The following is a 20,991-nucleotide window of genomic DNA, read 5'->3' on the forward strand; positions in this document are numbered from 1 at the left end:
CGCCACCCCCGCGATGCCGTAGCCGCCCGCCCGGCATGCCCATCGACAGTCACCGAAGGAACCCCGCGATGAACACCTCCTCCAGACAACGCCGTCTGACCGCAGCCACCCTCACCGTCCTCGCCCTGACCGTCTCCGCCTGCTCCTCGAACTCCGGCAGCGGCGACAGCAAGGGCTCCGACGGCGGCACCTACACCGTCTGGGACCCCTACCCCCAGTTCACCAAGGACTCGGCGTGGGTGAAGCTCCTCGACCGCTGCGGCACCGAGGCGGGCGTCAAGGTCAAGCGCACCGGCTTCGACACCAGCGACCTCGCCAACAAGACGCTCCTCGCGGCCCAGCAGGGCAACTCCCCGGACGTCCTCGTCGTCGACAACCCGGTCGTCTCCACCCTCGCCGAGGCCGGCGTCCTCACCACGACCGCCGAGAACAAGCTCGACACCTCCAAGGTCGACCCCAACCTCCTCGCCGCGGGCCAGTCCGGCGGCAAGACCTACGGCACCCCGATCGGCGCCAACACCCTCGCCCTCTACTACAACAAGAGCGTCCTGAAGGCCGCCGGCGTCGACGTCGCCACCATCAAGGACTGGCCCTCCCTGACCGCCGCCCTCGGCAAGGTCAAGAAGGCCGGCAAGAAAGGCATCACCTTCTCCGCGATCGGCACCGAGGAGGGCAGCTTCCAGTTCCTGCCCTGGTACTGGGGATCCGGCGCCCAGCTCACCGGGCTCGACTCCGCCCAGGCCGAGTCCGCGCTCACCCTCTGGAAGGACTGGCTGAAGGACGGCTACGCCCCCAACTCCGTCCTCAACAACACCCAGACCACCAGCTGGCAGGAGTTCGCGACCGGCGACTACGCCTTCGCCGAGAACGGCACCTGGCAGCTCGCGAACGCCGAGAAGGCCGGCTTCGAGTACGGCGTCCTCCCGATCCCCGGCGCCTCGGCTGCGACCGCACCCGCCCCCACCGGCGGCGAGTTCGTCACCCTCCCCGTCCAGGACGACACCGGCCGCTACGCCACCTCCCAGAAGCTCGCGACCTGCCTGACCAGCGAACAGGGCCTGTACGACACGGACTCCGCGCTCTCCTACGTCGCCCCCACCGCCACCGTCCAGGCCAAGCAGGTCGCCGCGACCCCGGCGCTGAAGCCGTGGGTCGACGCCGTCAAGTCCGCCAAGGGCCGCACCAGCGACGACCTGGGCACCAAGTACCCGAAGATCTCCGAGCAGTTGTGGAAGGCCGTGCAGTCCGCGCTGAGCGGCTCCAAGTCCCCCAAGGACGCGCTCTCCTCGGCGCAGGGCGCGGTCAATTGAATCCTCCCCCGGCTGAAGCGGGGGATTCCTGGCTCACGCTGCCTGTGGGTCAACGACTCGACAGGTCTTCCACGATCAACACCAGCCGGGACGAAACCTGCCCGGTTTGGTACGGCAAAGCTAGGAGGCGCAGGTGCTGTCTTGGTTCTCGATCAGCACGCGTACGGAGCTTGGTTCCCGCACCGCACGCAGAGGAGCCTACCCGGTCACGCGGGCGGTACCTCCACCCCGGCCTGAAGGCTGGGGCATTCTTGGAGGAACCCGGTGACGTTGCAGGTGGCCCGTGATCAGGTGTCCGTGAGGAAGGTGGCCGAGCGTCGCCGGCCACGCTCCTCCCAGTGGGCGGCGTGGGCCTTCCTCACGCCGGTCACCCTCTACCTCGTCCTCTTCTACGCCTATCCCCTCTACCGCAACCTCGATCTGAGCCTGAGGCACTACACCGTCCGCTCCTTCGTGAACGGCGACGCGCCCTTCACCGGGCTCGACAACTACCGGACCGTCCTCGACGACCCGACGTTCATGCCCGCGCTCGTCCACACGGTGCTGTTCACCGCCGTGAGCCTCGTCTTCCAGTACGCCATCGGGCTCGCCCTCGCCGTCTTCTTCACCCAGCACTTCCGGCTCTCCGCGACCCTGCGCGCCCTGTTCCTCGTCCCCTGGCTGCTGCCGCTCATCGTGTCCGCGTCCACCTGGTCGTGGATGCTCAACAGCGACTCGGGGATCGTGAACGCCGCGCTGAAGGGTGTCGGGCTCGGCTCGGTCAACTGGCTGACCTCGCCGTCCTGGTCACTGGTCTCGGTGATCGTCGCGAACATCTGGATCGGCGTCCCCTTCAACCTGGTCGTGCTCTACAGCGGGCTCCAGTCCATCCCCGCGAACCTCTACGAGGCCGCCTCGCTCGACGGGGCGAACTCCTGGCAGCGGTTCTGGTCGATCACCTTTCCCCTGCTGCGGCCGGTCTCCGCGATCACCTTGCTGCTCGGGCTGATCTACACGCTCAAGGTGTTCGACATCATCTGGATCATGACCAAGGGCGGTCCTGCGGACTCGTCCACCACGTTCGCGACCTGGTCCTACCAGCTCGGGTTCGGCAATCTGCTGCCCGCTTTCGGGCCCGGCGCGGCCGTCGGGAACCTGCTCGTCGCCGCCGCGCTGGTGTTCGGGTTCGTCTATCTGAGAGTCCAGCGGAAGCAGGCCATGGCATGAGAAAAGGCTGGAAGACCGCAATCGGGCTGGTCCTGACCGGAGTGATGCTCTTCCCGGTCTACTGGATGGTCAACGTCTCGTTCACCCGCGACCAGGACATGCGCAAGAGCCCGCCGGACCTGCTGCCGCTGCACGGCACGCTCGACGGATACCGCACGGTCCTCGACGACCAACTGCCCTACCTCGCAACGAGCCTGCTGATCGGCCTCGGGACGGTCGCCCTGACCGTCGCGCTGTCGGCGCCCGCCGGGTACGCGCTCGCCAAACTGCGGCCCAGGGGCGGGGGCGTGCTCAGCTTCGTGCTGCTGGCCGCGCAGATGATCCCCGGCATCATCATGGCGATGGGCTTCTACGCGATCTATCTGCAACTCGGGGTGCTGCAATCCGTGCCCGGGCTGATCGTCGCGGACTCCACGCTCGCCGTCCCCTTCGGGGTGCTCATCTTCACGGCGTTCATGTCCGGCATCCCGGGCGAGCTGCTCCAGGCCGCGAAGACCGACGGGGCCGGGACACTGCGCACGTTCTGGTCCGTCGTCCTGCCGATGAGCCGCAACGCCGTGGTCACCGTCTCCCTGTTCGCGTTCCTCTGGTCCTGGTCCGACTTCGTGTTCGCGAGCACCCTCGTCAACGGCGGCGCGCACGAGCCGATCACCCTCGGGATCTACCACTACATCGGCAACAACAACCAGGAATGGAACGCGGTCATGGCCACCGCGGTCGTCGCGTCGCTCCCCGCCGCCGTGATCCTCGTCCTCGCCCAGCGGTACGTCGCCGCCGGTGTGACCGCCGGCGCGGTCAAGGACTGACCCAGCATCCGCCCCAGCAACTGCTCCAGAAACGAGTCTCCCCCCATGACCGCCGCCCCCTCCGGTCCGGCCTTCTCCGTCCACGACATCCCGTTCAGCTTCTCCGGCTCCTGGTTCGACATCTCGCCCGTCGTCGCGGAGAAGACGTACGCCGACGACCTCCACCTCGTCTCGCACCAGAACGGCATGCACGGCGTCCTGCGCCTCGTCCCCCTCGACCCGGCGACCGGCGCCCGCGCCGAGACCCGGATCGAGGCCACGCCCGCCCTGCTGAGCTGGGCCGGTACGGCCGGGCGCGTCGACCTCGCCTACGAGACACCGGACACGCTGCGGCTGCGCGGCACCGGCCTGGGCCTCGGCGTCCTCGCCGCCGCGCCGACCCTCACGCCGTTCAGCGGGACGTACTTCTTCCCCGACCCGGCGACCGGCGCCCACGTCTTCACGTCGTACGAGACCGGGCGCCGCTACCGCGTCACCGTCCTGTCCGGCACCCTCGCCGACGCCATGGGCGCGCAGGCGCTGGGCGGCGCCGAGCGCGGGGTCGCCGTCTCGGGGGAGTGGGAGATCGCCGTCGAGGAGATCGACACCGCGCGCCCGGCGTACACGTCCTCGGCGTCCTTCGACGACGTGGTGCGGGCCGCGCGGGACGCCTTCGGCGCGTTCGCCGACGCCGTGGCGCCGTGGCGCTCCGCCGAGACCCCGGCCGCCGAACTCGCCGCGTACGTCCTGTGGTCGGCGACCGTACGGCCCACCGGGCTCGTGACGCGGCCCGGCGTCCTCATGTCCAAGCACTGGATGGACAAGGTGTGGAGCTGGGACCACTGCTTCAACGCCCTTGCCCTCGCGCCGGGGTGCCCTTCCCTGGCGTGGGACCAGTTCGCGCTGCCCTTCGACCACCAGGACGCGAGCGGCGCGCTGCCGGACTCGGTCACCCACTCCGAGGTGCTGCGCAACTTCGTCAAACCGCCCATCCACGGCTGGGCCTTCGGCCACCTGCGCCGCCGGCTCCCCACACCCCCCACGCGGGACGAACTCGCCGAAGCCTACGACCGGTTGGAGCGCTGGACCGGCTTCTGGCTCACCGCCCGCCGCGCACCCGGCGCCGACCTGCCGCACTACGAGCACGGCAACGACAGCGGCTGGGACAACGCGACGGCCTTCGACCCCGAGCGGGTCGTCGTCACCGCCGACCTCGCCGCGTTCCTGATCCTCCAACTGCACGAACTCGCCGCCCTCGCCCGCGAACTGGAGAGACCGGACGACGCGACCCGCTGGACGGAACTGGCCGCCCGGACCCAGTCCGCCCTCCTCGACCAGCTGTGGACCGGCGACCGCTTCGCCGCCCGCTCCGCCACCACCGGCGCCACCTGGACCACCGACGGCCTCCTCGACCTCATGCCGGTCGCCCTCGGCGAACACCTCCCCGCGGACATCGCCGGCACCCTCGCCGACCGCATCAAATCCCACCTCACCCCCTACGGCCTGGCCACCGAACTCACCGACTCCCCCCACTACCTGCCCGACGGCTACTGGCGCGGCCCCATCTGGGCCCCCGCCACCATCCTCGTCGAGGACGGCCTGCGCCGCGCCGGCCACGAACGCCTCGCGGACGACATCAACGCCCGCTTCCGCGCCCTGTGCGAGACCCACGGCTTCGCGGAGAACTTCGACGCGCTGACGGGGACGGGGCTGCGGGACCGGGCGTACACGTGGACGGCGTCGGCGTACCTGCTGCTGGCGGAGGCGTACGCGCGGCGCGCGGGCGACTGAGCGGGACCGGCACGGCCGGGCCGATCGCCGGGACAGGCGCGAGCACCGGCCGGGGCAGCGGAGCCGGCGCCCGTCTCGGCCCCGCACATGGCCGGTGACCCGCTTGCGGCCGGACCCCCTCCCGGGATACGTGGTGGATGCCCGCCACGGCCTGAGAGGGGAAACGGTGGCCTTCCGGCTCCACTTGACGCACGAGGACCTGCTCCGGGTGACCCTCGCGGACGGTCCCGCGCTCCTCACCGAGACCGTGACGAGCCTGCGGGTCCTCCAGCACCGCAGGCCGGGACCGATGCTGGGACCCTGGCAACGGTGGGCCCGCCGGCGGGTGCCGCCCTCGGTCCACCTCCTGCGCGCGATCGTCCCGCCGCGGAAGGCCGTCCCCGACTTCCTCACCCCCGCCGCCCACGCGAGCCTCGATGAAGGGCTCGACACGCTGCTGCACACGCCGAGCGCCGTCCTGCGCACCGGACTTGAAGACTTCGTCCGCCTTACCGGCTCCCGGCTGCCGCCGTGGGCCGACGGCCTCGCCGCCGGATCGCCGCGCGCGCTCGACACGGTCGCGCAGGCGGTACGAGACTGGCACGAGGCGGTGATCGCGCCCATGCACCGGCACCTGCACGGCCGGATCGAGGAGACCCGGTCGACGGCGGCCCGCACCCTCCTCGCCCAGGGCCTGGACGCGATGCTCCGCGCCTTGCACCCCACGATCACCTGGCAGGCGCCGGTCCTGGAGATCGCCTCCTCGGGCCACGACGTCGACATCCCCCTGAAAGGCCACGGCATACGGCTGGTGCCCTCCCTGTTCTGCGGCCGGGAGGCGGCGATCCAGTACGCGCCCGAGGAACCGGTCGTCGTCTTCTACCCCGTCACCCACGACACCCTCTGGACCCCGGACACGCGCCCCGGCCCCCACGCGCTCGGCGCCCTCCTCGGCCCCACCCGCGCCGCCGTCCTGCGCGCCGTCGTCGCCGGACCCGGCGTCACCACCGCCGACCTCGCCCGCCACGCCGGGATCTCCCCGGCCACCGTCTCCCATCACACGGCGCTCCTGCGCGACGCGGGCCTCATCACGACCCGCCGCGAAGGCTTCCACGCCCACCACGTCCCGACCCCGCTCGGCACGCACCTCACACACGGCTGACCTGGACTCTTCGACCACCGTCGCACCGGATGGGCCACCGCGCCCGCCGCCCCGACGATGGAGTCATCCGCCGGGACCGGAGGCACACGGGGGACACGGCGCCCTCCGGTCCCGGCGGACCCGACCACCTCACACCAGGGAGCCGGCATGATCCGATCCGTTCGCTCGACCCCGTGGAGAAAGGCGCTGACCGTCCTCGCGACGGTGTTCGCCCTCTCCGCCACAGCCTCCGTCTCGTCCGCCGGCGCCGCCCCGGCCGAGGTGCGCGGCTGCAAGGACGGCTACTTCTGCATGTGGCACGCGCAGAACTGGGGCGGCGGCTGGCCCGACGGCCCCGACCCGGACCGGACGTTCTTCTACTGCACCAAGGTGCCGATCAGCGGCTGGGTCGGCAGGGGCTCGTACATCAACAACCAGACCCCGGGGACGGTCGCCACCTTCTACGGCCGTGACGGCGTCACCGTCGTCGGCCGCAGCGCGGCTGCCTACGCGTCGAATCCCTCGTACGACTGGACGCCGGTCTGGTACGTCAAACCCTGCTGACGTTCAGCGGCCGGGCGGCCTGCGCAGCAGCCACTGCCCCGGCGACCTGCGCGCCGGGCGGATCACCACGCGGCCGAACGACTTGTCGCCGGTGAGTTCGATGCGCAGGTCCGTGGGGGTGGAGTCGCCGTGGGGGCGGGCGTGTCTGACCTTCGCGTGGTGGACGCGCAGGCCGTCCGCGTCCACGACGATGCCGGGGCGGGTGATCAGGGTCAGGGTCTTGCCGTGCACCGCCAGGTCGATGTGCAGCGTGGGCTGGGTGATCTCCGCCTGCGTGAAGTCGAGCGTCACGTCGCACCACTGCGTCGCCAGCTCCAGGCGGCGCGGTACGACCCAGCGGCCCACCCGCTCGACCTCGCTGAACGTCTGCTCGATGCGCAGGACGTCCTTGACGTCGGCGACGGCCGTGCCGGAGGACGTCGAGACCGGCGGCAGGTCGGCGGTGAGCACGGCGAGGTCGGCCATCGTGCGGGCCGAGAGGGCGAGTTCGATGCGCTCGTCCAACTCGGCGGCGGTGAGGCGGCCGTCACCCGCGGAGATCCGCAGGACGTCCACCACCCGGTCCCGGTCGGCGTGGGAGGCCCGCAGCTTTCCGGCGGCCGAACTCTCTTCCGGCATCGCTTCCATCCCGTTCCCTTCGGCGTGGCTCGCTGACTAACGCTATATCGCGATGGCGGGTGGCGCGGCCACTCGTATGGACGCCGCCGTACGGCAGGGGGTCCGGAGAAGCGCGCCCGGACCCCCGCACCGCGGACCTCAGGCCGCCGGAATCCCTTCCCGCTCCCGCCACCACGACGCCCCCACCGCGAGCAGCGCCCCGCCGGCCGCGTAGGCGCCCAGCACCCACGCCGCCCCTGATGTCGCGTGCCCCGCGAAGTACACCGTGTTGCGGACCAGCGTCGTTCCCGCCCCCGGCGGCAGCGCCTGGCCGATCGCGCTCCAGAACGACGGCAGCAGGGGCGCCGGATACACGCCGCCCGAGCTCGGGTTGCCGAGCACGACGAAGAGGAGGATCACCAGACCGGTCCCGATGAGGCCGAGCAGCGTCTGGAGGGCCAGCGCGGTCGTCGCCGAGGCCAGCACGATCAGCGTCCCGATCCCGGTCAGCGCCCAGAAGTGGCCGCCGAGCGCGTCGAACCCGGGACCGACGATCGCCGCCCCGGCGAGCCCCGACACCAGCGCGTACAGGACGAGAACGCCGAGCCGGATCAGCGTGCGGGACCGGTTCGCGGGCCGGGAACCCGCGGCCATGCCCATGATGGTCGCGGTCAGATAGCCGCCGATGACCCAGCCGACGACGAGATAGAAGGACGTCATCCCGCGCCCGTCACCGGAGTTGGGCGGCCGGATGTCGGTGATGGTGATCTGCCGCTTCTGCGCCGCCTCGATCTTCTGGGCGATCTGCGCCGCGGTCTGCGAGACCGAGGGTCCGCCCGCCGACGCGACGAGCAGCGTGTCCCGCGTGCCGGTCGCGTCGAAGAGGAATGCGGCGTCGGTGTCCCGCGTGAGGACCCGCTGCCGGGCCACGCCGGCGTCCGCGACGGCCTCGGCCTCCACGGGGTCGCCGTCCAGCGCGTCGAGCTGGGCGACGATCTTCGCGGACACCTGCTGCGGCGCGGCGACCGCGACGGGGATGCGGTGGGGGGTGGGGGAGTGGAACGCGCCGATGTACGACACGATGAAGGCGAGCTGGACCACCAGCCCGCCCAGCACCAGACCGAACGCGCGCAGCGTCACGGCGTCCTTGAACTCGGCCGCGAAACCACGGGAGCCGACAGGGGACGGAGTGGGGGGAATGCCCTGGGATGGGCCGTTATCCGTGTTCACCGGCGAATGATCGCACGCATTCACGAACGGCCCACCCCCTGGATCCGTATGAGATCTACTTGAGATACGGCCCCGCCGAACCCACCTTCCCCGGCGCCGCGTTGGCCCCGCCCAGGTCGAGCACGAACACCCGCGCGTTCCCCTTCCCGGGCGCCCCCACACTCAGCTTCCCGTCGGAGACGACCCGCGTCTCCCCGGTCACCGCGTCCTTGTACGTCCCGTTCGGCACCCCCGAGAACGTCGCCCCGTCCGTCAGCGTCACCAGCGCGAAGCTGTCGGTGCCGCCCTCGGTGTACCGCCGCTTGAACGCCATGTTCCCCGAGACGCCCTCCGTCGAGTACTGCCCCTTCTGCAACGCGGGCACCGCCCGCCGGATCTGGTTCAGCCGCTGCACATGCTTCACCAGCGGCGCGTCCAGCGTGGCCGCGACGGCCCCGGACGCGCTGGACACGGTCCCGAAGCCGGAGGCGGTCACACTGCCCTGGAGGTGGTCGCCGTAGTACGCGCGCCCGGTCGTCGCCAGCGGACACGTCGGCCCGCAGTCGATCTTCTTCCCCTTCTGGAACTCGATTTCCGACCCGTAGTACAGCGTCGGGATCCCCCGGAACGTCCACATCAGCGCCATGTTCTCGGCCCACGCGTCCGTGCCGCCCGCGTACCGCTCCGCCGACTTGTTCGGCCCGTAGTCGTGACTGTCGACGTACACGACGTTGTACGTCGCGTCGTTGACGCTGTCGTCGGAGTCCTTCCCGTTGTGGAACGCGTTCGAGGCGTCCCCGAAGTTCATGTGCATCCGCATGTCGATGATGTTCATCCCGGAGAACCGCGACCGGTCCGGCGCGTGGTACGCGTTCCCGTTCAGGAACGCGTTCGTGGACGTCGGCTGGTTGCCGGTCCCCTGCCCGTTCTCGTAGTCGTACTGCTCGATCGCCGCCTTCTCGTCGTCCGCGCTGTACTCCTTGCGCTCCTTCCACGTGTAGAACTGCGCCGAGTGATTGACCGACCCGCGGTTCCACTTGTCGTTGACGAATGCGGCGACCTCCCCGAACACGAAGAAGTTCTTCGCGGCCTCGGCCCCGAACCGCTGGGTGACCCGCTCCTGGATCGCGGGCAGGAACCGCCGGTTCCAGGTCACGCGCGGGATGTGGACGGCCGTGTCGACCCGGAACCCGTCGACGCCCATGTCGATGTACTTGTCGTAGGCGCCGATCAGGTAGTTCTGCACGGCCGCCGACTCGGTGTCGAAATCGGCGAGGTCCTCGTGCAGCCAGCAGGAGCGGGAGTCCTCGCCCTCCCAGTTCCCGATCCAGCACTGGTGGTAGTACGCCTTGGGGAACATCCCCGAAGTCGGGCTGGGCCACTGGCAGTTGTAGAGGGTGTAGCCCTCGGCGCTCTTCCCGCCGGTCGGCTTGCCCCAGTTGACGCAGGTGTTGCCGGACGGCTCGGCCGTCGACCACAGGTCGCCGTTGTAGTACGACTTCCCGGACTTCGTCTCGACCGTCAACCCGTCGTACTCGAACGCCGAGTTCGGCTCGTCGTAGTACCAACTCCACTGCGCGTCACGCACCCCGTACACCTTCGGCGTGAACAGGCCCTTCGCGCCCCAGCGGGAGGAGTGGTTGTAGACGACGTCCTGATAGATCTTCATGCCCTTGGCGTGCGCGGCGTCGATCAGGTCCTGGTAGGAGGCGCCGGCCGACTCCAGGCGCGGGTCCACCCGGTAGAAGTCGTAGCCGTGATAGCCGTGGTAGTCGTAGTCCGAGCGGTTGAGGACGACCGGCGTGATCCACACCGCCGAGAAGCCGAGCCCCTTGATGTAGTCGAGCTTCTCGACCAGCCCCTTGAAGTCGCCCCGGAACATGGGGTCGTCGTTCGCCGCGTTCCCGGACTTGGCGTGCTGGCTGCCGCCCCGGTCGTTCGCGGGGTCGCCGTCGTAGAAGCGGGCGGTGAGCACGAAGTAGATCGGGTCCTCGCGGGGGTCGGTCCCCAGGGGCCTGCCCGTCTGCGGCGCCGGCGGCTTGTCGCCGGTGGTCGCGGAGACGGGGGCGGAGGCGGCCGACGCGTTGCCCGCCGCGTCCAGCGCCTTCACCGTGTACGTGTACGCCGTGCGCTCCTCAAGTCCCGTGTCGGACAGGACCGTTGACGTCACGTCCGTGACCGTCGTGCCCTTCGTGCCGCCGGTCCGGGTGACCTGGTACCCGGTCACGCCCCGGTCGTCCGTGGCCGGGTCCCAGGACACGACGACCGACGTGCCCGTGGCCGACGCGGTGACCTTCGCCGGGGTGCTCGGGGCCTGCGTGTCCGGGGGCTGCGCGGCGCAGGGGTCGGCGGCGTTCGCCGTGACCGCCTTGTCCTTCACGGTCGACGTGCCGGCCGGCAGCGCGTAGTCGCGGCTGTCGTTGTTGTCCCAGACGCCGTTGCCGTTGTTGAAGGCGACCCGTGCGCCGGTCGCGGTGCCGAGGTCGAGGGTCTTCTTCCACCAGCCCGTGCAGGCCGGGTCCATGCCGACGCCGGGGACGGCCGTCCAGGCGCCGCCGTTCGGGGCGTAGTGGATGTTCGCGGTGGTCCAGCCCAGGGACGCGGTCGAGTAGTAGACGGTGGCCCGGTTGCCGGGGGCCGGGGGAGTCGTCGCGCACGGGTCGCTGTGGGCCACGACGCCGTCCTTGACGGTGATCGTCCCGGTGCCCAGGGCGTAGTCCTTGCCGCCGTTGTTGTCCCAGGTGCCGCTGCCGTCGTTGAACGTCGCCCGGAGCCCGGCGGCCTGGCCGAGATCGACGGTCAGCTTCACCCAGTCCGTGCACGCCGCCGACATCCGGACACCGGGGACCGTGGTCCAGGCGCCTCCGTCGGGGGCGTAGTGCAGGTAGGTGGACGGCCAGTTCTTGGTCTTCGTGGAGTAGAAGACCGTCGCCGAGTTCGTGGCATCGGCCACGGCCCGGGCCTCGGTGGGCGGTGGCGTGACGGTGACCAGGCCGAACAGTCCGGCCGTGGCCGTCAGGACGGCGAGGGTGCGTGGGGGTGTGCGTCTCATGCGCGTCTCCAGTACGGGCCGGAAGTGCGGGGCCGCAAGAGGTTGCTGGAAATTCCTGCAAGGACTTGCAGTGACTGAAATTACCTGCGCATGACAAGGGCGTAAAGGGTTCGTGACCCTGCGGATGACGCGAAGCTCCCGGCCTCCCGCCGTCAGCTATCGTGGACCGACCCGCGCAGGTGACCCACGCGGGCTGAGGAGGCAGGACGTGAGCGACACCGCGGCGACCCTCGCGGAGAAGATCGAGGCCCTCTTCGGCAGCGTGCGGCGGCCCAACCGCGAACAGTTCAGCCACGAAGAGGTCGCCCGGGCCTGCCGGGAGGCCACCGGCGAGACCTTCTCCGCCACCTACCTGTGGCAGTTGAGGACGGGCCGCCGCGACAACCCGACGAAACGGCACCTCGAAGCACTGGCCCAGTTCTTCGACGTCCCCGTGGCCTACTTCTTCGACGACGACCAGGGCGCCGCCATCGCGCGGGAACTGGAACTCCTCGGCGCGCTGCGGGACGCGAAGGTGCGCAGTGTCGCCCTGCGGGCGGTGAACCTCTCGCCGGAGGGCGTGGACACGATCAGCGACATGATCGACGTACTCGCCCGCCGCGAGAGCCGTACCGACGACTGACCCGGGGGACGACGTGCGCAGCGACAGACGCCTGTGGCAACGGTGCCGGCGACTCCTCCGCCGACCGCGAGGCCGTCCTCGAAGCGGCGCTCCTCGCGGCGGCCCTGGAGGACAAGCGCAGCGGACGGCCACCCGGCAGGGCCCCCGCCTGCCCGGCACCCGCAGGCCGAGGCGGCCTGGCCGGCCCGCGTCACCCGCGCCTTCACGGACTCCCGGCTCCTCGACGGGGCACGCACGCTGACGCCTTCGAGTCCTCGCTGACCACCCGCCGATCCGGTGCCACGCCGTCTCCGGTGTCGGGCCGAGCACAGAAGTGGAGTACCGCATGATCCTTCCCGACGAGGAGTGGCTCGTCCGGCCCATGTCCCCGGTCGACGAGGCGGCTCTCACGGCGCTGCTGGCCGAACGGTTCGGCGTCCAGGGGGACTTGGAGGACCTCGGCAGCCAGCAGGACCGCAACTACCGGGTCGGCGCGTACGTCCTGAAGATCGCGAACCCGGCGACGGCGGTCGGCGCGCTGCGCGCCCAGTGCGCGGTGATCGAACGGCTGGCGGAGCAACTCCCCGACGTACGGCTGCCCCGGGCGCGCGCCGGAGCCGACGGGGACGTCGTCCAGTGGCTGCCGGTAGGGGAGGAGCGCCTCGCCTGCCGGCTCCTCGCCTACGTCCCCGGCGAACCCGTCATGGACAGCCGCTATTTCGCCCCACCGGTCGTCGCCCGGCTCGGCGAACTCGCCGGGCGCGTCGTCGCGGCGCTGGCCACCGCCGAGCCCGTCGAGCCGGAGTCGGGACGCCTGTGGGACCTCAGGTACGCCGCCGAGGTGATCGAGGCGCTGGCCCCGCGCATGGCCGACCAGGAACGCGCCGCACGGGTCCTCGCCGCCGCGCGGGCCGCCTGGGCGGACACCGCGTACTCGACCGCCGGGCACAAGGAGTACGGGACGTACCTCTGGCACGTCGGGGACGGCGCGATGCCCGGCGGGCTGTCGCGGGACGCCGCGCGGAAGGTGTTCGACGAGGCGATCTCCACGATCACCGGGGAGCGCAACGACTGCGGCATCGGGGGCGGGAGCGGGCCCAAGGCCCGGTTCCTGTCGGCGACCAGTCGCGAGGCGGGCATCGACCGGGCGGGGCGCTGCGCCTCGCGGGACGGGGTGAGCGTGTGGGACGCGGGGGAACTGCCCGAGGACGTCGTCGCCGTCACGTGCTCATGGGCCGTGACGATGCCGGGCGGCGGCCCGAACGACCTGATCGAGGCGGACGTCCGCTTCAACACGCGCCACCACCGGTTCACGGACACGCCGGGGGCGCGGTGCGCCGACGCGTACGACGTGCGGGCCGTCGGCACCCACGAGGCGGGGCACGTCTTCGGGCTGGGGCACGTGGGGGCGGGGCACGAGAACCTGACGATGTACACGAACTCGTTCGCGTGCTCGACGCGTGCGCGGAGCCTGGGGCGGGGGGACGTGCTGGGGCTGCGGGCCCTGTACCGGTGAGGGTGTGCCCCGTGGCGTCACGCGCCGGAGGAGCACGGCGACACCGGGTTCACCGGCCCCGACGTCGCCGTGCCGTCCGTGCGTACGGCTACCCCGCGAGGTGGCGTTCGACCGTCTCCACCTTGGACGTCAGGCCGTCCGTGACGCCGGGGCGGATGTCTGCCTTGAGGACGAGGGAGACGCGGGGGGCGCGTTCCTCGACGGCGGCGACGGCGCGCTTGACGACGTCCATGACCTCGTCCCAGTCGCCCTCGATGGACGTGAACATGGCGTCGGTGCGGTTGGGGAGGCCGGACTCGCGGACGACGCGGACCGCGTCGGCGACGTACTCGCCGACGTCCTCACCGACACCGAGCGGCGTGACGGAGAAGGCGACGATCATGCGCTCACGGCACCTTCCTGGCGCGCGCGGGAGGCGATGACCGCGTCCTCGGCCTCACGGCGCAGCTTGCGCTCGGCGAAGAAGCCGCCGAGGGGCAGGACGGAGAGGACGAAGTAGAGGAGGCCCGTCTTGAGGGGCCACTTCGTGCGGTTCCAGGCGTCGGCCCAGAAGATCACGTACAGGATGAACAGCACGCCGTGGACCATGCCCATGACCGGCACCGCGTTGAAGTCGGTGGTCCGCTTGAGGACGGAGCACACGAGCAGGAGGAGGAAGGAGATGGCCTCGGGAGCCGAGACCAGGCGGAGGCGGCGGAGGGCGGAGGCTGTCTTCAGGTCCACGGGGTCACCTTAAGAAGGGGGTCGTCACGGTGCTGAGCTGGCGGTTTGCGTCGCACACCTGCCGCGCGCCTTGTGAACGCACGCACAAGCGTTCGTCCATTGTGGCAAACCCCCCGCCTCAGGGTTCTCTCAGGGTGGAGATCCACCCGATATCCACCCGTGGGCCCTGGTCTCTCCACCCCCCGGCCGGATACCTTCGGCGTCGTGGCGATGTTCCGACTGCAAGGCAGCAAGGTGCTGGCCGTAGAGATGACCGGCGACGGCGTGAAGGCCAAGAACGGCTCGATGGTCGCGTACGACGGACAGATGGCGTTCAAGAAGCTCTCGGGCGGCGGTGAGGGTCTGCGCGGGATGGTGACCCGGCGGCTGACCGGCGAGCAGATGACGGTGATGGAGGTGAAGGGGCACGGCGTCTGCTGGTTCGCGGATCGCGCCTCGGAGATCAACCTCGTAGCTCTCCAGGGGGACAAGCTGTACGTCGAGTCGAGCAACCTGCTCGCGACGGACGCGGGCCTCAGGACGGGTACGACGTTCACGGGCCTACGCGGCGCCTCGCAGGGCAACGGCCTGTTCACGACAACCGTCGAGGGGCACGGCCAGGCGGCGATCACGTCGGACGGCCCGGCGGTGGTCCTGCGGGTCACTCCCCAGTACCCCCTGACCGTCGACCCGGGGGCGTACGTCGCGCATCAGGGCAACCTCCGCCAGTCCTTCCAGGCGGGTGTGACGTTCCGCACGTTCATGGGCGAGGGCGGCGGCGAGGCCTTCCAGATCCGCTTCGAGGGGGACGGCCTCGTGTACGTCCAGCCCAGCGAGCGGAACACGATCGCGGGGGACGTGTGAGATGACCTTCCGAGAGCTCAACTCCAAGATGGTCGAGGCGACGATCGCCCCCGGCCAGCGCCTGTTCAGCCAGCGCGGCGCGATGCTCGCCTACAAGGGCGAGGTGTCGTTCACGCCGAACATCCAGGGCGGCCAGGGCGGCGTCATGTCGATGCTCGGCCGCAGGCTGGCGAACGAGGACACCCCGCTGATGACGGTGGAGGGCAGCGGCACGGTCCTGTTCGGGCACGGCGGCCACCACGTCCAGGTGATCAACCTCGCCGGCGACACGCTGTACGTGGAGGCGGACCGCCTGCTCGCCTTCGAGGGCACGCTCCAGCAGGGGACGATGTTCCTCGGCTCCCAGGGCGGCGTCATGGGCATGGTCCGGGGCCAGGTCAGCGGCCAGGGCCTGTTCACGACCACCCTGAAGGGGCACGGCGCGGTGGCGGTGATGGCGCACGGCGGCGTCTTCGAGGTGCCGATCACCCCGCAGCGCCCGGTCCACGTGGACCCCCAGGCGTACGTCGCGCACCACGGCGACGTACGCAACAAACTCTCGACCGCCCTCGGCTGGCGGGACATGGTCGGCCGGGGCTCCGGCGAGGCCTTCCAGCTCGAACTGAGCGGCAACGGCGCGGTGTACGTCCAGGCCTCGGAGGAGAAGCTGTGAACCACTACGCGGGCGCGGGCCCGGTGGTCTACGACCCGATGTCGCTGCCGGTGGACGACAACGTCAACGCGTACACCTTCTGCGTGGAGCTGAAGGGGAGCCAGTGGTTCCTCCAGAAGGGGAAGATGATCGCCTACTACGGGTCGATCGACTTCAACGGCATCGGGCACGGCCGCCTCGACCGCCTGGTGCGGACGTCGTTCCATTCGCCTCTGCACGCGAGCGACTGGGTGGTGGCGGAGGGCTCGGGCAAGATGCTCCTCGCGGACCGGGCCTTCGACGTCAACTCGTACGACCTCGAGGACGGCAACCTGACCATTCGCTCCGGCAACCTCCTCGCGTTTCAGCCAAGTTTGGCCCTCAAGCAGTCGATCGTGCCGGGGTTCCTGACGTTGATCGGGACGGGCAAGTTCGTCGCCGCGTCCAACGGCCCGGTGGTGTTCATGGAGCCGCCGATCCGGGTCGACCCGCAGGCGCTGGTCGGCTGGGCGGACTGTCCCTCGCCGTGCCACCACTACGACCACGGCTACATGACGGGCCTGTTGGGCGGTCTACGTGCGATGACGGGCCTGGGCGGCGCCTCGGGCGAGGAGCACCAGTTCGAGTTCGTGGGCGCCGGGACGGTCCTGCTCCAGTCCTCCGAGACGCTCATGGCCGAGCAGGCGACGGGCGTCGTGCCGTCCGAGCCGGGCGTGCCGGGCGGCGGGGCGCACCCCGGGCAGGGGCACGGCGGGCAGCAGGGCACACAGCGCCTTCCCGGACAGCTCGGTGATCTCCAGCGTCGCTTCGGGCTGTGAGCGGTAACCTGCGGAGTGTGACGTCGAACGGGTGCGCGGCGTCACACTCTTCTCATTAACATTTCAACTTTTTAGGTAGACTTCATTTATGGAGACCGAGACGGCCACGCGCTGGCTGACCGAAGCGGAGCAGTGCGCCTGGCGCACCCAGCTGGAGGTCAACAGGCTGTTGATGCACCAGCTGGAGAAGGATCTCCAGCCGTTCGGGCTGACCATGAACGACTACGAGATCCTCGTCAACCTTTCCGAGTCCCCCGACGTCCGTATGCGGATGAGCGACCTCGCCGCCGCGACCCTCCAGTCCAAGAGCCGCCTCTCCCACCAGATCACCCGCATGGAGAACGCGGACCTGGTCCGCCGGGAGAACTGCGAGTCCGACCGGCGGGGGCTGTACGCGGTCCTCACCGACCAGGGGCTCGACGTGATGCGCCAGGTCGCGCCGCATCATGTCGCGTCCGTCCGCCGCCACTTCATCGACCTGCTCTCGCCCGAGGGGATGACGCAGCTCTCCGCGGCGCTGGGGCCGGTCTCCAACCACCTCCGGGAGAGCCGGGGCCGGGCCTAGCCGGGCCTAGTCCCTCGCGGGCAGGCGCAGTTCGAAGGCTGCGCCGCCCGTCGGGGCCGCCCCGACCGTGAGGGTTCCGCCGTGGCGTGCGGCGATGTCGCGGGCGATCGCCAGGCCCAGGCCCGCGCCGCCCTCGTCCCTGCTGCGGGCGTCGTCGAGGCGGACGAAACGTTCGAAGATGCGGGCCCTGTGCTCCTCCGGGACTCCGGGGCCGTCGTCCGTGACCGTGAGGACGGCGTCCTCGCCCTCTCTGCGGACCGTCACGGCCACCGTCGTACGGGTGTGGCGGGCCGCGTTGTCCAGGAGGTTGGCCAGGACTCGGGTCAACTGGCTGCGGGAGCCGGTGACTTCGACGCCGGGTGCCGCGTCGAGACGCGTTCCCTTGCGGGGTGTCGTCGTCTCCCTCGCCAGGGCTCCCAGGTCCACCGGGGTGCGGGGCGGGGTCTCGCCGGCGTCCAGGCGGGCCAGCAGCAGGAGGTCGGCCGCGAGGTGCTGGAGGCGGACCGTGTCCTCCACCGCGCCGTCCAGGTCCAGCAACTCCGGGTGAGCGGCGGCCACTTCGAGTTGCGTGCGCAACGAGGCGATGGGGCTGCGGAGTTCGTGCGAGGCGTCGGCGACGAAGCGGCGCTGGCGGTCCACGGAGGCTTCCAGCGCGGCGAGGGTCTCGTTCGTCGTGCGGGCCAGCCTGGCGACCTCGTCGTCGGCGTCCGGTTCGGGGACCCGGCGGGAGAGGTTCTGGGAGGCGGTGATCGCGGCGAGCTCCTGGCGGATGCCTTCCACGGGGCGCAGCGCACGCCGGGTGACCAGCCAGGTGACGCCCGCGACGAGGGCCAGCAGCAGGGGCAGGACGACCAGGAGGACCGTCAACGCCGTGCGCACGGCGGACTGTTCGGTGGCCAGGGGGGCGCCCGCGTGGACGGTGAGCGGGCCCTGGGCGGGCGTGCCGACGGTGAGGGTCGCGAAGCGGTACTCCTCGGTGTCACCGTCGAGCGTGGCCGAGCCGGTGGAGTGGGTGACGTCGCCGATCTCCCCCGCGTCGAGGTCGTCCTCGTCGCTCGTGCCGCCGAACTTCGAGGTGACGTCGGCCAGTTCATCGCTCTTCGCGACCGTCACGCCGGCCGCCGTGCGGATCAGGACCGGTACGTCGTCGTCCAGGTCCACCCGGCCGTACGGCGTCCCCGCGGCGAGTTGAGCCGCCACGCCACGCGCCGTGCGCTCCGCGTCGTCGTCCGCCTGGCCGCGGAGGTTCGTCCACAGCGACATGACGACGACGGCACCGGCCGCGACCAGGGCCAGCGCCACGACCGTCGTCGCCGCGAGCGTCGTGCGGGCCCGCACCGAGCGGGGTCTCATCGCGTCGCCTCCAGACGGTAACCCGCCCCCCGTACCGTCCTGATGAGCGCCGGGTCCAGCTTGCGGCGCAGTGAACTGACGTACACCTCCACGATGTTGGGGTCGCCGTCGTAGGCGAAGTCCCAGACGTGGTCCAGGATGTCGGCCTTGGAGACGACCTCGCCGGGGCGCAGGGCCAGGTGCTCCAGGACCGCGAACTCCTTGGCGGTCAGGGTGACTTCGGTGTCGTGGAGGTGGACCCGGCGGGTGGCCGTGTCGATCCTGAGCGCGCCGAGGACGTGGACGGGGGAGGCTCCCCGGCCGCCCCTCCTCCTCAGCAGCGCCTTCACCCGGGCGACCAGGACGACGTAACTGAACGGCTTCGTCAGGTAGTCGTCCGCGCCCGTGTCCAGGCCCTCCGCCTCGTCGTACTCGCCGTCCTTCGCGGTCAGCATCAGGATCGGGACGTCGTGGCCCGCCGCGCGCAGGGCCGCGCAGACCCGGTAGCCGTTCATGCCGGGGAGCATGATGTCGAGGATCACCAGGTCGTACGGGGTCTCCGTCGCCCTGTGCAGGCCCTCCCGGCCGTCGTGCACGACGTCCACGGCGTACCCCTCGGCGGCGAGGCCCTTCGCGAGGGACAGGGCGAGGCGTTTTTCGTCCTCGACGATCAGCAGGCGCATGCGTCCAGGGTGGCAAACCGAACCTGAAGATCCCTTCAGGTGGCTTCAGGTTGCGTTCAGGGTCGGTCCGCGAGGGTGGAGCACATCGCAACAGCCCCACCAGGAGAGGTACGGAACCCATGAAGCGCAGCATCGCCATCGCCGCCGTCGCCGCAAGCGCGGTCCTCGCGGGAGGCACGGCCCTCGCCCTCACCAACGACGACCCCAGCACCGGCGAGACGCGCGGCCAGTCGAACCACGTGCAGCTCACGGACCGGACAGACGACACGGACCGGGACGACCGGACGGACGACGCGAACGACACGAACGAGTCGGACGACACGGCCGCCCGCCCCACGGTCACCACCTCGAACCTCACCATCACCCAGGCCATCGACGCAGCCCTCAAGGCCCGCCCCGGCACGGTCCTCTCCGCCGACCTCGACACCGACGACGACGCAGCCCGAGGCTGGGAGGTCGAGATCCTCACCCCGGACACCAAGACGTACGACATCCGCATCGACCCGTCCACCGGCAAGGTCCTCACCTCCCAGCTCGACCGCGACACCGACCCCGACGACCGCCGCACCCCCGACGGCCTCACCGCCCGCCAGGCCGCCGAAGCCGCCGCCCCCAAGGGCACGGTCACCTCCGTCGACTTCGACGAGGACCACACCGGCACCTGGGAGATCGAGACCCACGACGCCCAGGGCAAGCACCAGGACTGGGACGTGAACACGAAGACCGGGAAGATCACGGCGGACCGGGAGGACTGAGCCGGGGTCCGTGAAACCGGCGTGGGCACGCGGAAGTTGCCGAACGGCTATGCGCGCACAACCCCCGCCACCAGCTCGTCCGCCGCCCGGTACGCGTCCAGTTCGCCCGCTGCCACCCGCTCCGCCAGCGCGCCCACACGCCGGTCGCCCCGGAGGTCTCCGATCCGTTCGCGCAGGGCCGTCACGGCGATCGTCTCGATCTCGTGGGCGGCCCGAGCCTGTCGCCGCTCGGCCAGCACTCCCCGCTCCTCCATCCAGCCCCGGTGTTTTTCCAGTGCGGAGAGCACCTCGTCGATGCCCTCGCCTCGGGAGGCGACCGTTTTGACGATGGGGGGTCGCCAGTCGCCCGGTGTGCGGGACTCGCCGAGGCTCAGCATGTGGTTCAGTTCGCGGGCGGTGGCGTCGGCGCCGTCGCGGTCGGCCTTGTTGACGACGTAGACGTCGCCGATCTCCAGGATTCCGGCCTTGGCGGCCTGGATGCCGTCGCCCATGCCGGGGGCGAGCAGGACGACGGAGGTGTCCGCCTGGGCGGCGATCTCGACCTCCGACTGCCCGACGCCGACCGTCTCGACGAGGACGACGTCGCAGCCGGCGGCGTCCAGGACGCGGATGGCCTGGGGGGCGGCCCAGGCGAGGCCGCCGAGGTGGCCGCGCGTGGCCATGGAGCGGATGTAGACGCCGGGGTCGGAGGCGTGGTCGGACATCCGGACGCGGTCCCCGAGCAGGGCCCCGCCGGAGAACGGCGAGGACGGGTCGACGGCGAGGACGCCGACCCGCTTGCCCTGCCGCCGGTACGCGCTGACCAGCGCGGACGTGGACGTGGACTTGCCGACGCCGGGCGAGCCGGTGAGGCCGACGACGTACGCGCCGCCCGTGAGCGGGGCCAGCGC

Annotated in this window: 21 protein-coding genes; 13 read left to right on the forward strand and 8 right to left on the reverse strand. The window is 70.9% G+C overall.

Features of this window, described 5'->3' with window-relative positions; translation table 11 throughout:
* Positions 1 to 68 precede the first annotated feature (68 nt).
* The 6 genes from AOK24_RS08595 to AOK24_RS08620 all read left to right on the forward strand — a co-directional run bounded on the left by AOK24_RS08595 (position 69) and on the right by AOK24_RS08620 (position 6,776).
* Positions 69 to 1,310: a sugar ABC transporter substrate-binding protein gene (locus AOK24_RS08595; protein ID WP_055719457.1), complete on the forward strand. Its 1,242-nt coding sequence runs from the start codon at positions 69 to 71 to the stop codon at positions 1,308 to 1,310.
* A 264-nt stretch (positions 1,311 to 1,574) separates the two neighbouring features.
* Positions 1,575 to 2,516, forward strand: coding sequence for a carbohydrate ABC transporter permease (locus AOK24_RS08600; protein ID WP_055719458.1), 942 nt, complete (start codon positions 1,575 to 1,577; stop codon positions 2,514 to 2,516).
* On the forward strand, positions 2,513 to 3,322 hold the full coding sequence (locus tag AOK24_RS08605; protein ID WP_055719459.1) for a carbohydrate ABC transporter permease: 810 nt from the start codon (positions 2,513 to 2,515) through the stop codon (positions 3,320 to 3,322). Before AOK24_RS08600 ends, AOK24_RS08605 begins: the two co-directional genes overlap by 4 nt.
* Positions 3,323 to 3,367: 45 nt before the next feature.
* Positions 3,368 to 5,092 carry an amylo-alpha-1,6-glucosidase gene (locus AOK24_RS08610; RefSeq protein WP_055719460.1) on the forward strand — a complete coding sequence of 575 codons (1,725 nt, stop codon included), beginning with the start codon at positions 3,368 to 3,370 and terminating at the stop codon, positions 5,090 to 5,092.
* 166 nt (positions 5,093 to 5,258) lie between these two features.
* Positions 5,259 to 6,233: an ArsR/SmtB family transcription factor gene (locus tag AOK24_RS52245; RefSeq protein ID WP_055719461.1), complete on the forward strand. Its 975-nt coding sequence runs from the start codon at positions 5,259 to 5,261 to the stop codon at positions 6,231 to 6,233.
* A 147-nt stretch (positions 6,234 to 6,380) separates the two neighbouring features.
* Positions 6,381 to 6,776 carry a hypothetical protein gene (locus tag AOK24_RS08620; protein ID WP_055719462.1) on the forward strand — a complete coding sequence of 132 codons (396 nt, stop codon included), beginning with the start codon at positions 6,381 to 6,383 and terminating at the stop codon, positions 6,774 to 6,776.
* A 3-nt stretch (positions 6,777 to 6,779) separates the two neighbouring features.
* Here AOK24_RS08620 and AOK24_RS08625 read toward each other — a convergent pair whose 3' ends face one another.
* The 3 genes from AOK24_RS08625 to AOK24_RS08635 form a co-directional block, all read right to left on the reverse strand.
* Positions 6,780 to 7,394, reverse strand: a complete 615-nt coding sequence (locus AOK24_RS08625) for a DUF1707 SHOCT-like domain-containing protein (RefSeq protein ID WP_055719474.1) — start codon at positions 7,392 to 7,394, stop codon at positions 6,780 to 6,782.
* 138 nt (positions 7,395 to 7,532) lie between these two features.
* Entirely contained in the window at positions 7,533 to 8,603 is a 1,071-nt protein-coding gene (locus tag AOK24_RS08630) for a DUF3533 domain-containing protein (RefSeq protein ID WP_107103917.1), read from the reverse strand.
* 55 nt (positions 8,604 to 8,658) lie between these two features.
* Positions 8,659 to 11,634 carry a carbohydrate binding domain-containing protein gene (locus AOK24_RS08635; protein ID WP_055719463.1) on the reverse strand — a complete coding sequence of 992 codons (2,976 nt, stop codon included), beginning with the start codon at positions 11,632 to 11,634 and terminating at the stop codon, positions 8,659 to 8,661.
* Positions 11,635 to 11,842: 208 nt separating this feature from the next.
* Here AOK24_RS08635 and AOK24_RS08640 point away from each other — a divergent pair, with 208 nt between their 5' ends.
* Positions 11,843 to 12,256: a helix-turn-helix domain-containing protein gene (locus AOK24_RS08640; protein ID WP_055719464.1), complete on the forward strand. Its 414-nt coding sequence runs from the start codon at positions 11,843 to 11,845 to the stop codon at positions 12,254 to 12,256.
* 325 nt (positions 12,257 to 12,581) lie between these two features.
* Positions 12,582 to 13,751, forward strand: a complete 1,170-nt coding sequence (locus AOK24_RS50375) for a phosphotransferase (protein ID WP_107103918.1) — start codon at positions 12,582 to 12,584, stop codon at positions 13,749 to 13,751.
* A gap of 88 nt (positions 13,752 to 13,839) precedes the next feature.
* Here the strand turns inward: AOK24_RS50375 and AOK24_RS08650 are convergent, their stop codons facing one another.
* Positions 13,840 to 14,133 carry an MTH1187 family thiamine-binding protein gene (locus AOK24_RS08650; protein ID WP_055719465.1) on the reverse strand — a complete coding sequence of 98 codons (294 nt, stop codon included), beginning with the start codon at positions 14,131 to 14,133 and terminating at the stop codon, positions 13,840 to 13,842.
* Positions 14,130 to 14,474: a DUF3817 domain-containing protein gene (locus AOK24_RS08655; RefSeq protein ID WP_055719466.1), complete on the reverse strand. Its 345-nt coding sequence runs from the start codon at positions 14,472 to 14,474 to the stop codon at positions 14,130 to 14,132. The genes AOK24_RS08650 and AOK24_RS08655 overlap by 4 nt, the downstream gene beginning before the upstream one ends.
* Before the next feature lie 210 nt (positions 14,475 to 14,684).
* On the opposite strand from AOK24_RS08655, the gene AOK24_RS08660 reads away from it, so the two are divergent.
* The 4 genes from AOK24_RS08660 (at position 14,685) to AOK24_RS08675 (ending at position 17,331) form a co-directional block, all read left to right on the forward strand.
* Positions 14,685 to 15,317: an AIM24 family protein gene (locus AOK24_RS08660; protein WP_040836243.1), complete on the forward strand. Its 633-nt coding sequence runs from the start codon at positions 14,685 to 14,687 to the stop codon at positions 15,315 to 15,317.
* 1 nt (position 15,318) lies between these two features.
* Positions 15,319 to 15,969: an AIM24 family protein gene (locus tag AOK24_RS08665; RefSeq protein ID WP_055719467.1), complete on the forward strand. Its 651-nt coding sequence runs from the start codon at positions 15,319 to 15,321 to the stop codon at positions 15,967 to 15,969.
* Positions 15,966 to 16,766: an AIM24 family protein gene (locus AOK24_RS08670; RefSeq protein ID WP_055719468.1), complete on the forward strand. Its 801-nt coding sequence runs from the start codon at positions 15,966 to 15,968 to the stop codon at positions 16,764 to 16,766. Before AOK24_RS08665 ends, AOK24_RS08670 begins: the two co-directional genes overlap by 4 nt.
* A gap of 88 nt (positions 16,767 to 16,854) precedes the next feature.
* The gene (locus tag AOK24_RS08675) at positions 16,855 to 17,331 is read left to right on the forward strand and encodes a MarR family winged helix-turn-helix transcriptional regulator (protein WP_055719469.1); all 477 of its coding nucleotides are present in this window, start codon (positions 16,855 to 16,857) and stop codon (positions 17,329 to 17,331) included.
* A gap of 6 nt (positions 17,332 to 17,337) precedes the next feature.
* On the opposite strand, the gene AOK24_RS08680 is transcribed toward AOK24_RS08675, so the two are convergent.
* Both AOK24_RS08680 and AOK24_RS08685 read right to left on the reverse strand, forming a co-directional pair.
* Positions 17,338 to 18,684: a sensor histidine kinase gene (locus AOK24_RS08680; RefSeq protein WP_055719470.1), complete on the reverse strand. Its 1,347-nt coding sequence runs from the start codon at positions 18,682 to 18,684 to the stop codon at positions 17,338 to 17,340.
* Positions 18,681 to 19,346 carry a response regulator transcription factor gene (locus tag AOK24_RS08685; protein ID WP_055719471.1) on the reverse strand — a complete coding sequence of 222 codons (666 nt, stop codon included), beginning with the start codon at positions 19,344 to 19,346 and terminating at the stop codon, positions 18,681 to 18,683. The genes AOK24_RS08680 and AOK24_RS08685 overlap by 4 nt, the downstream gene beginning before the upstream one ends.
* Before the next feature lie 119 nt (positions 19,347 to 19,465).
* On the opposite strand from AOK24_RS08685, the gene AOK24_RS08690 reads away from it, so the two are divergent.
* Positions 19,466 to 20,101, forward strand: a complete 636-nt coding sequence (locus AOK24_RS08690) for a PepSY domain-containing protein (RefSeq protein WP_055719472.1) — start codon at positions 19,466 to 19,468, stop codon at positions 20,099 to 20,101.
* Between the two features lie 47 nt (positions 20,102 to 20,148).
* Here AOK24_RS08690 and meaB read toward each other — a convergent pair.
* Positions 20,149 to 20,991: methylmalonyl Co-A mutase-associated GTPase MeaB (gene meaB / locus AOK24_RS08695; protein WP_055719473.1), on the reverse strand; the 843-nt coding region annotated here is incomplete at its 5' end.

The sequence above is a fragment of the Streptomyces niveiscabiei genome (assembly GCF_001419795.1).
Taxonomy (GTDB): Bacteria; Actinomycetota; Actinomycetes; order Streptomycetales; family Streptomycetaceae; genus Streptomyces; species Streptomyces niveiscabiei.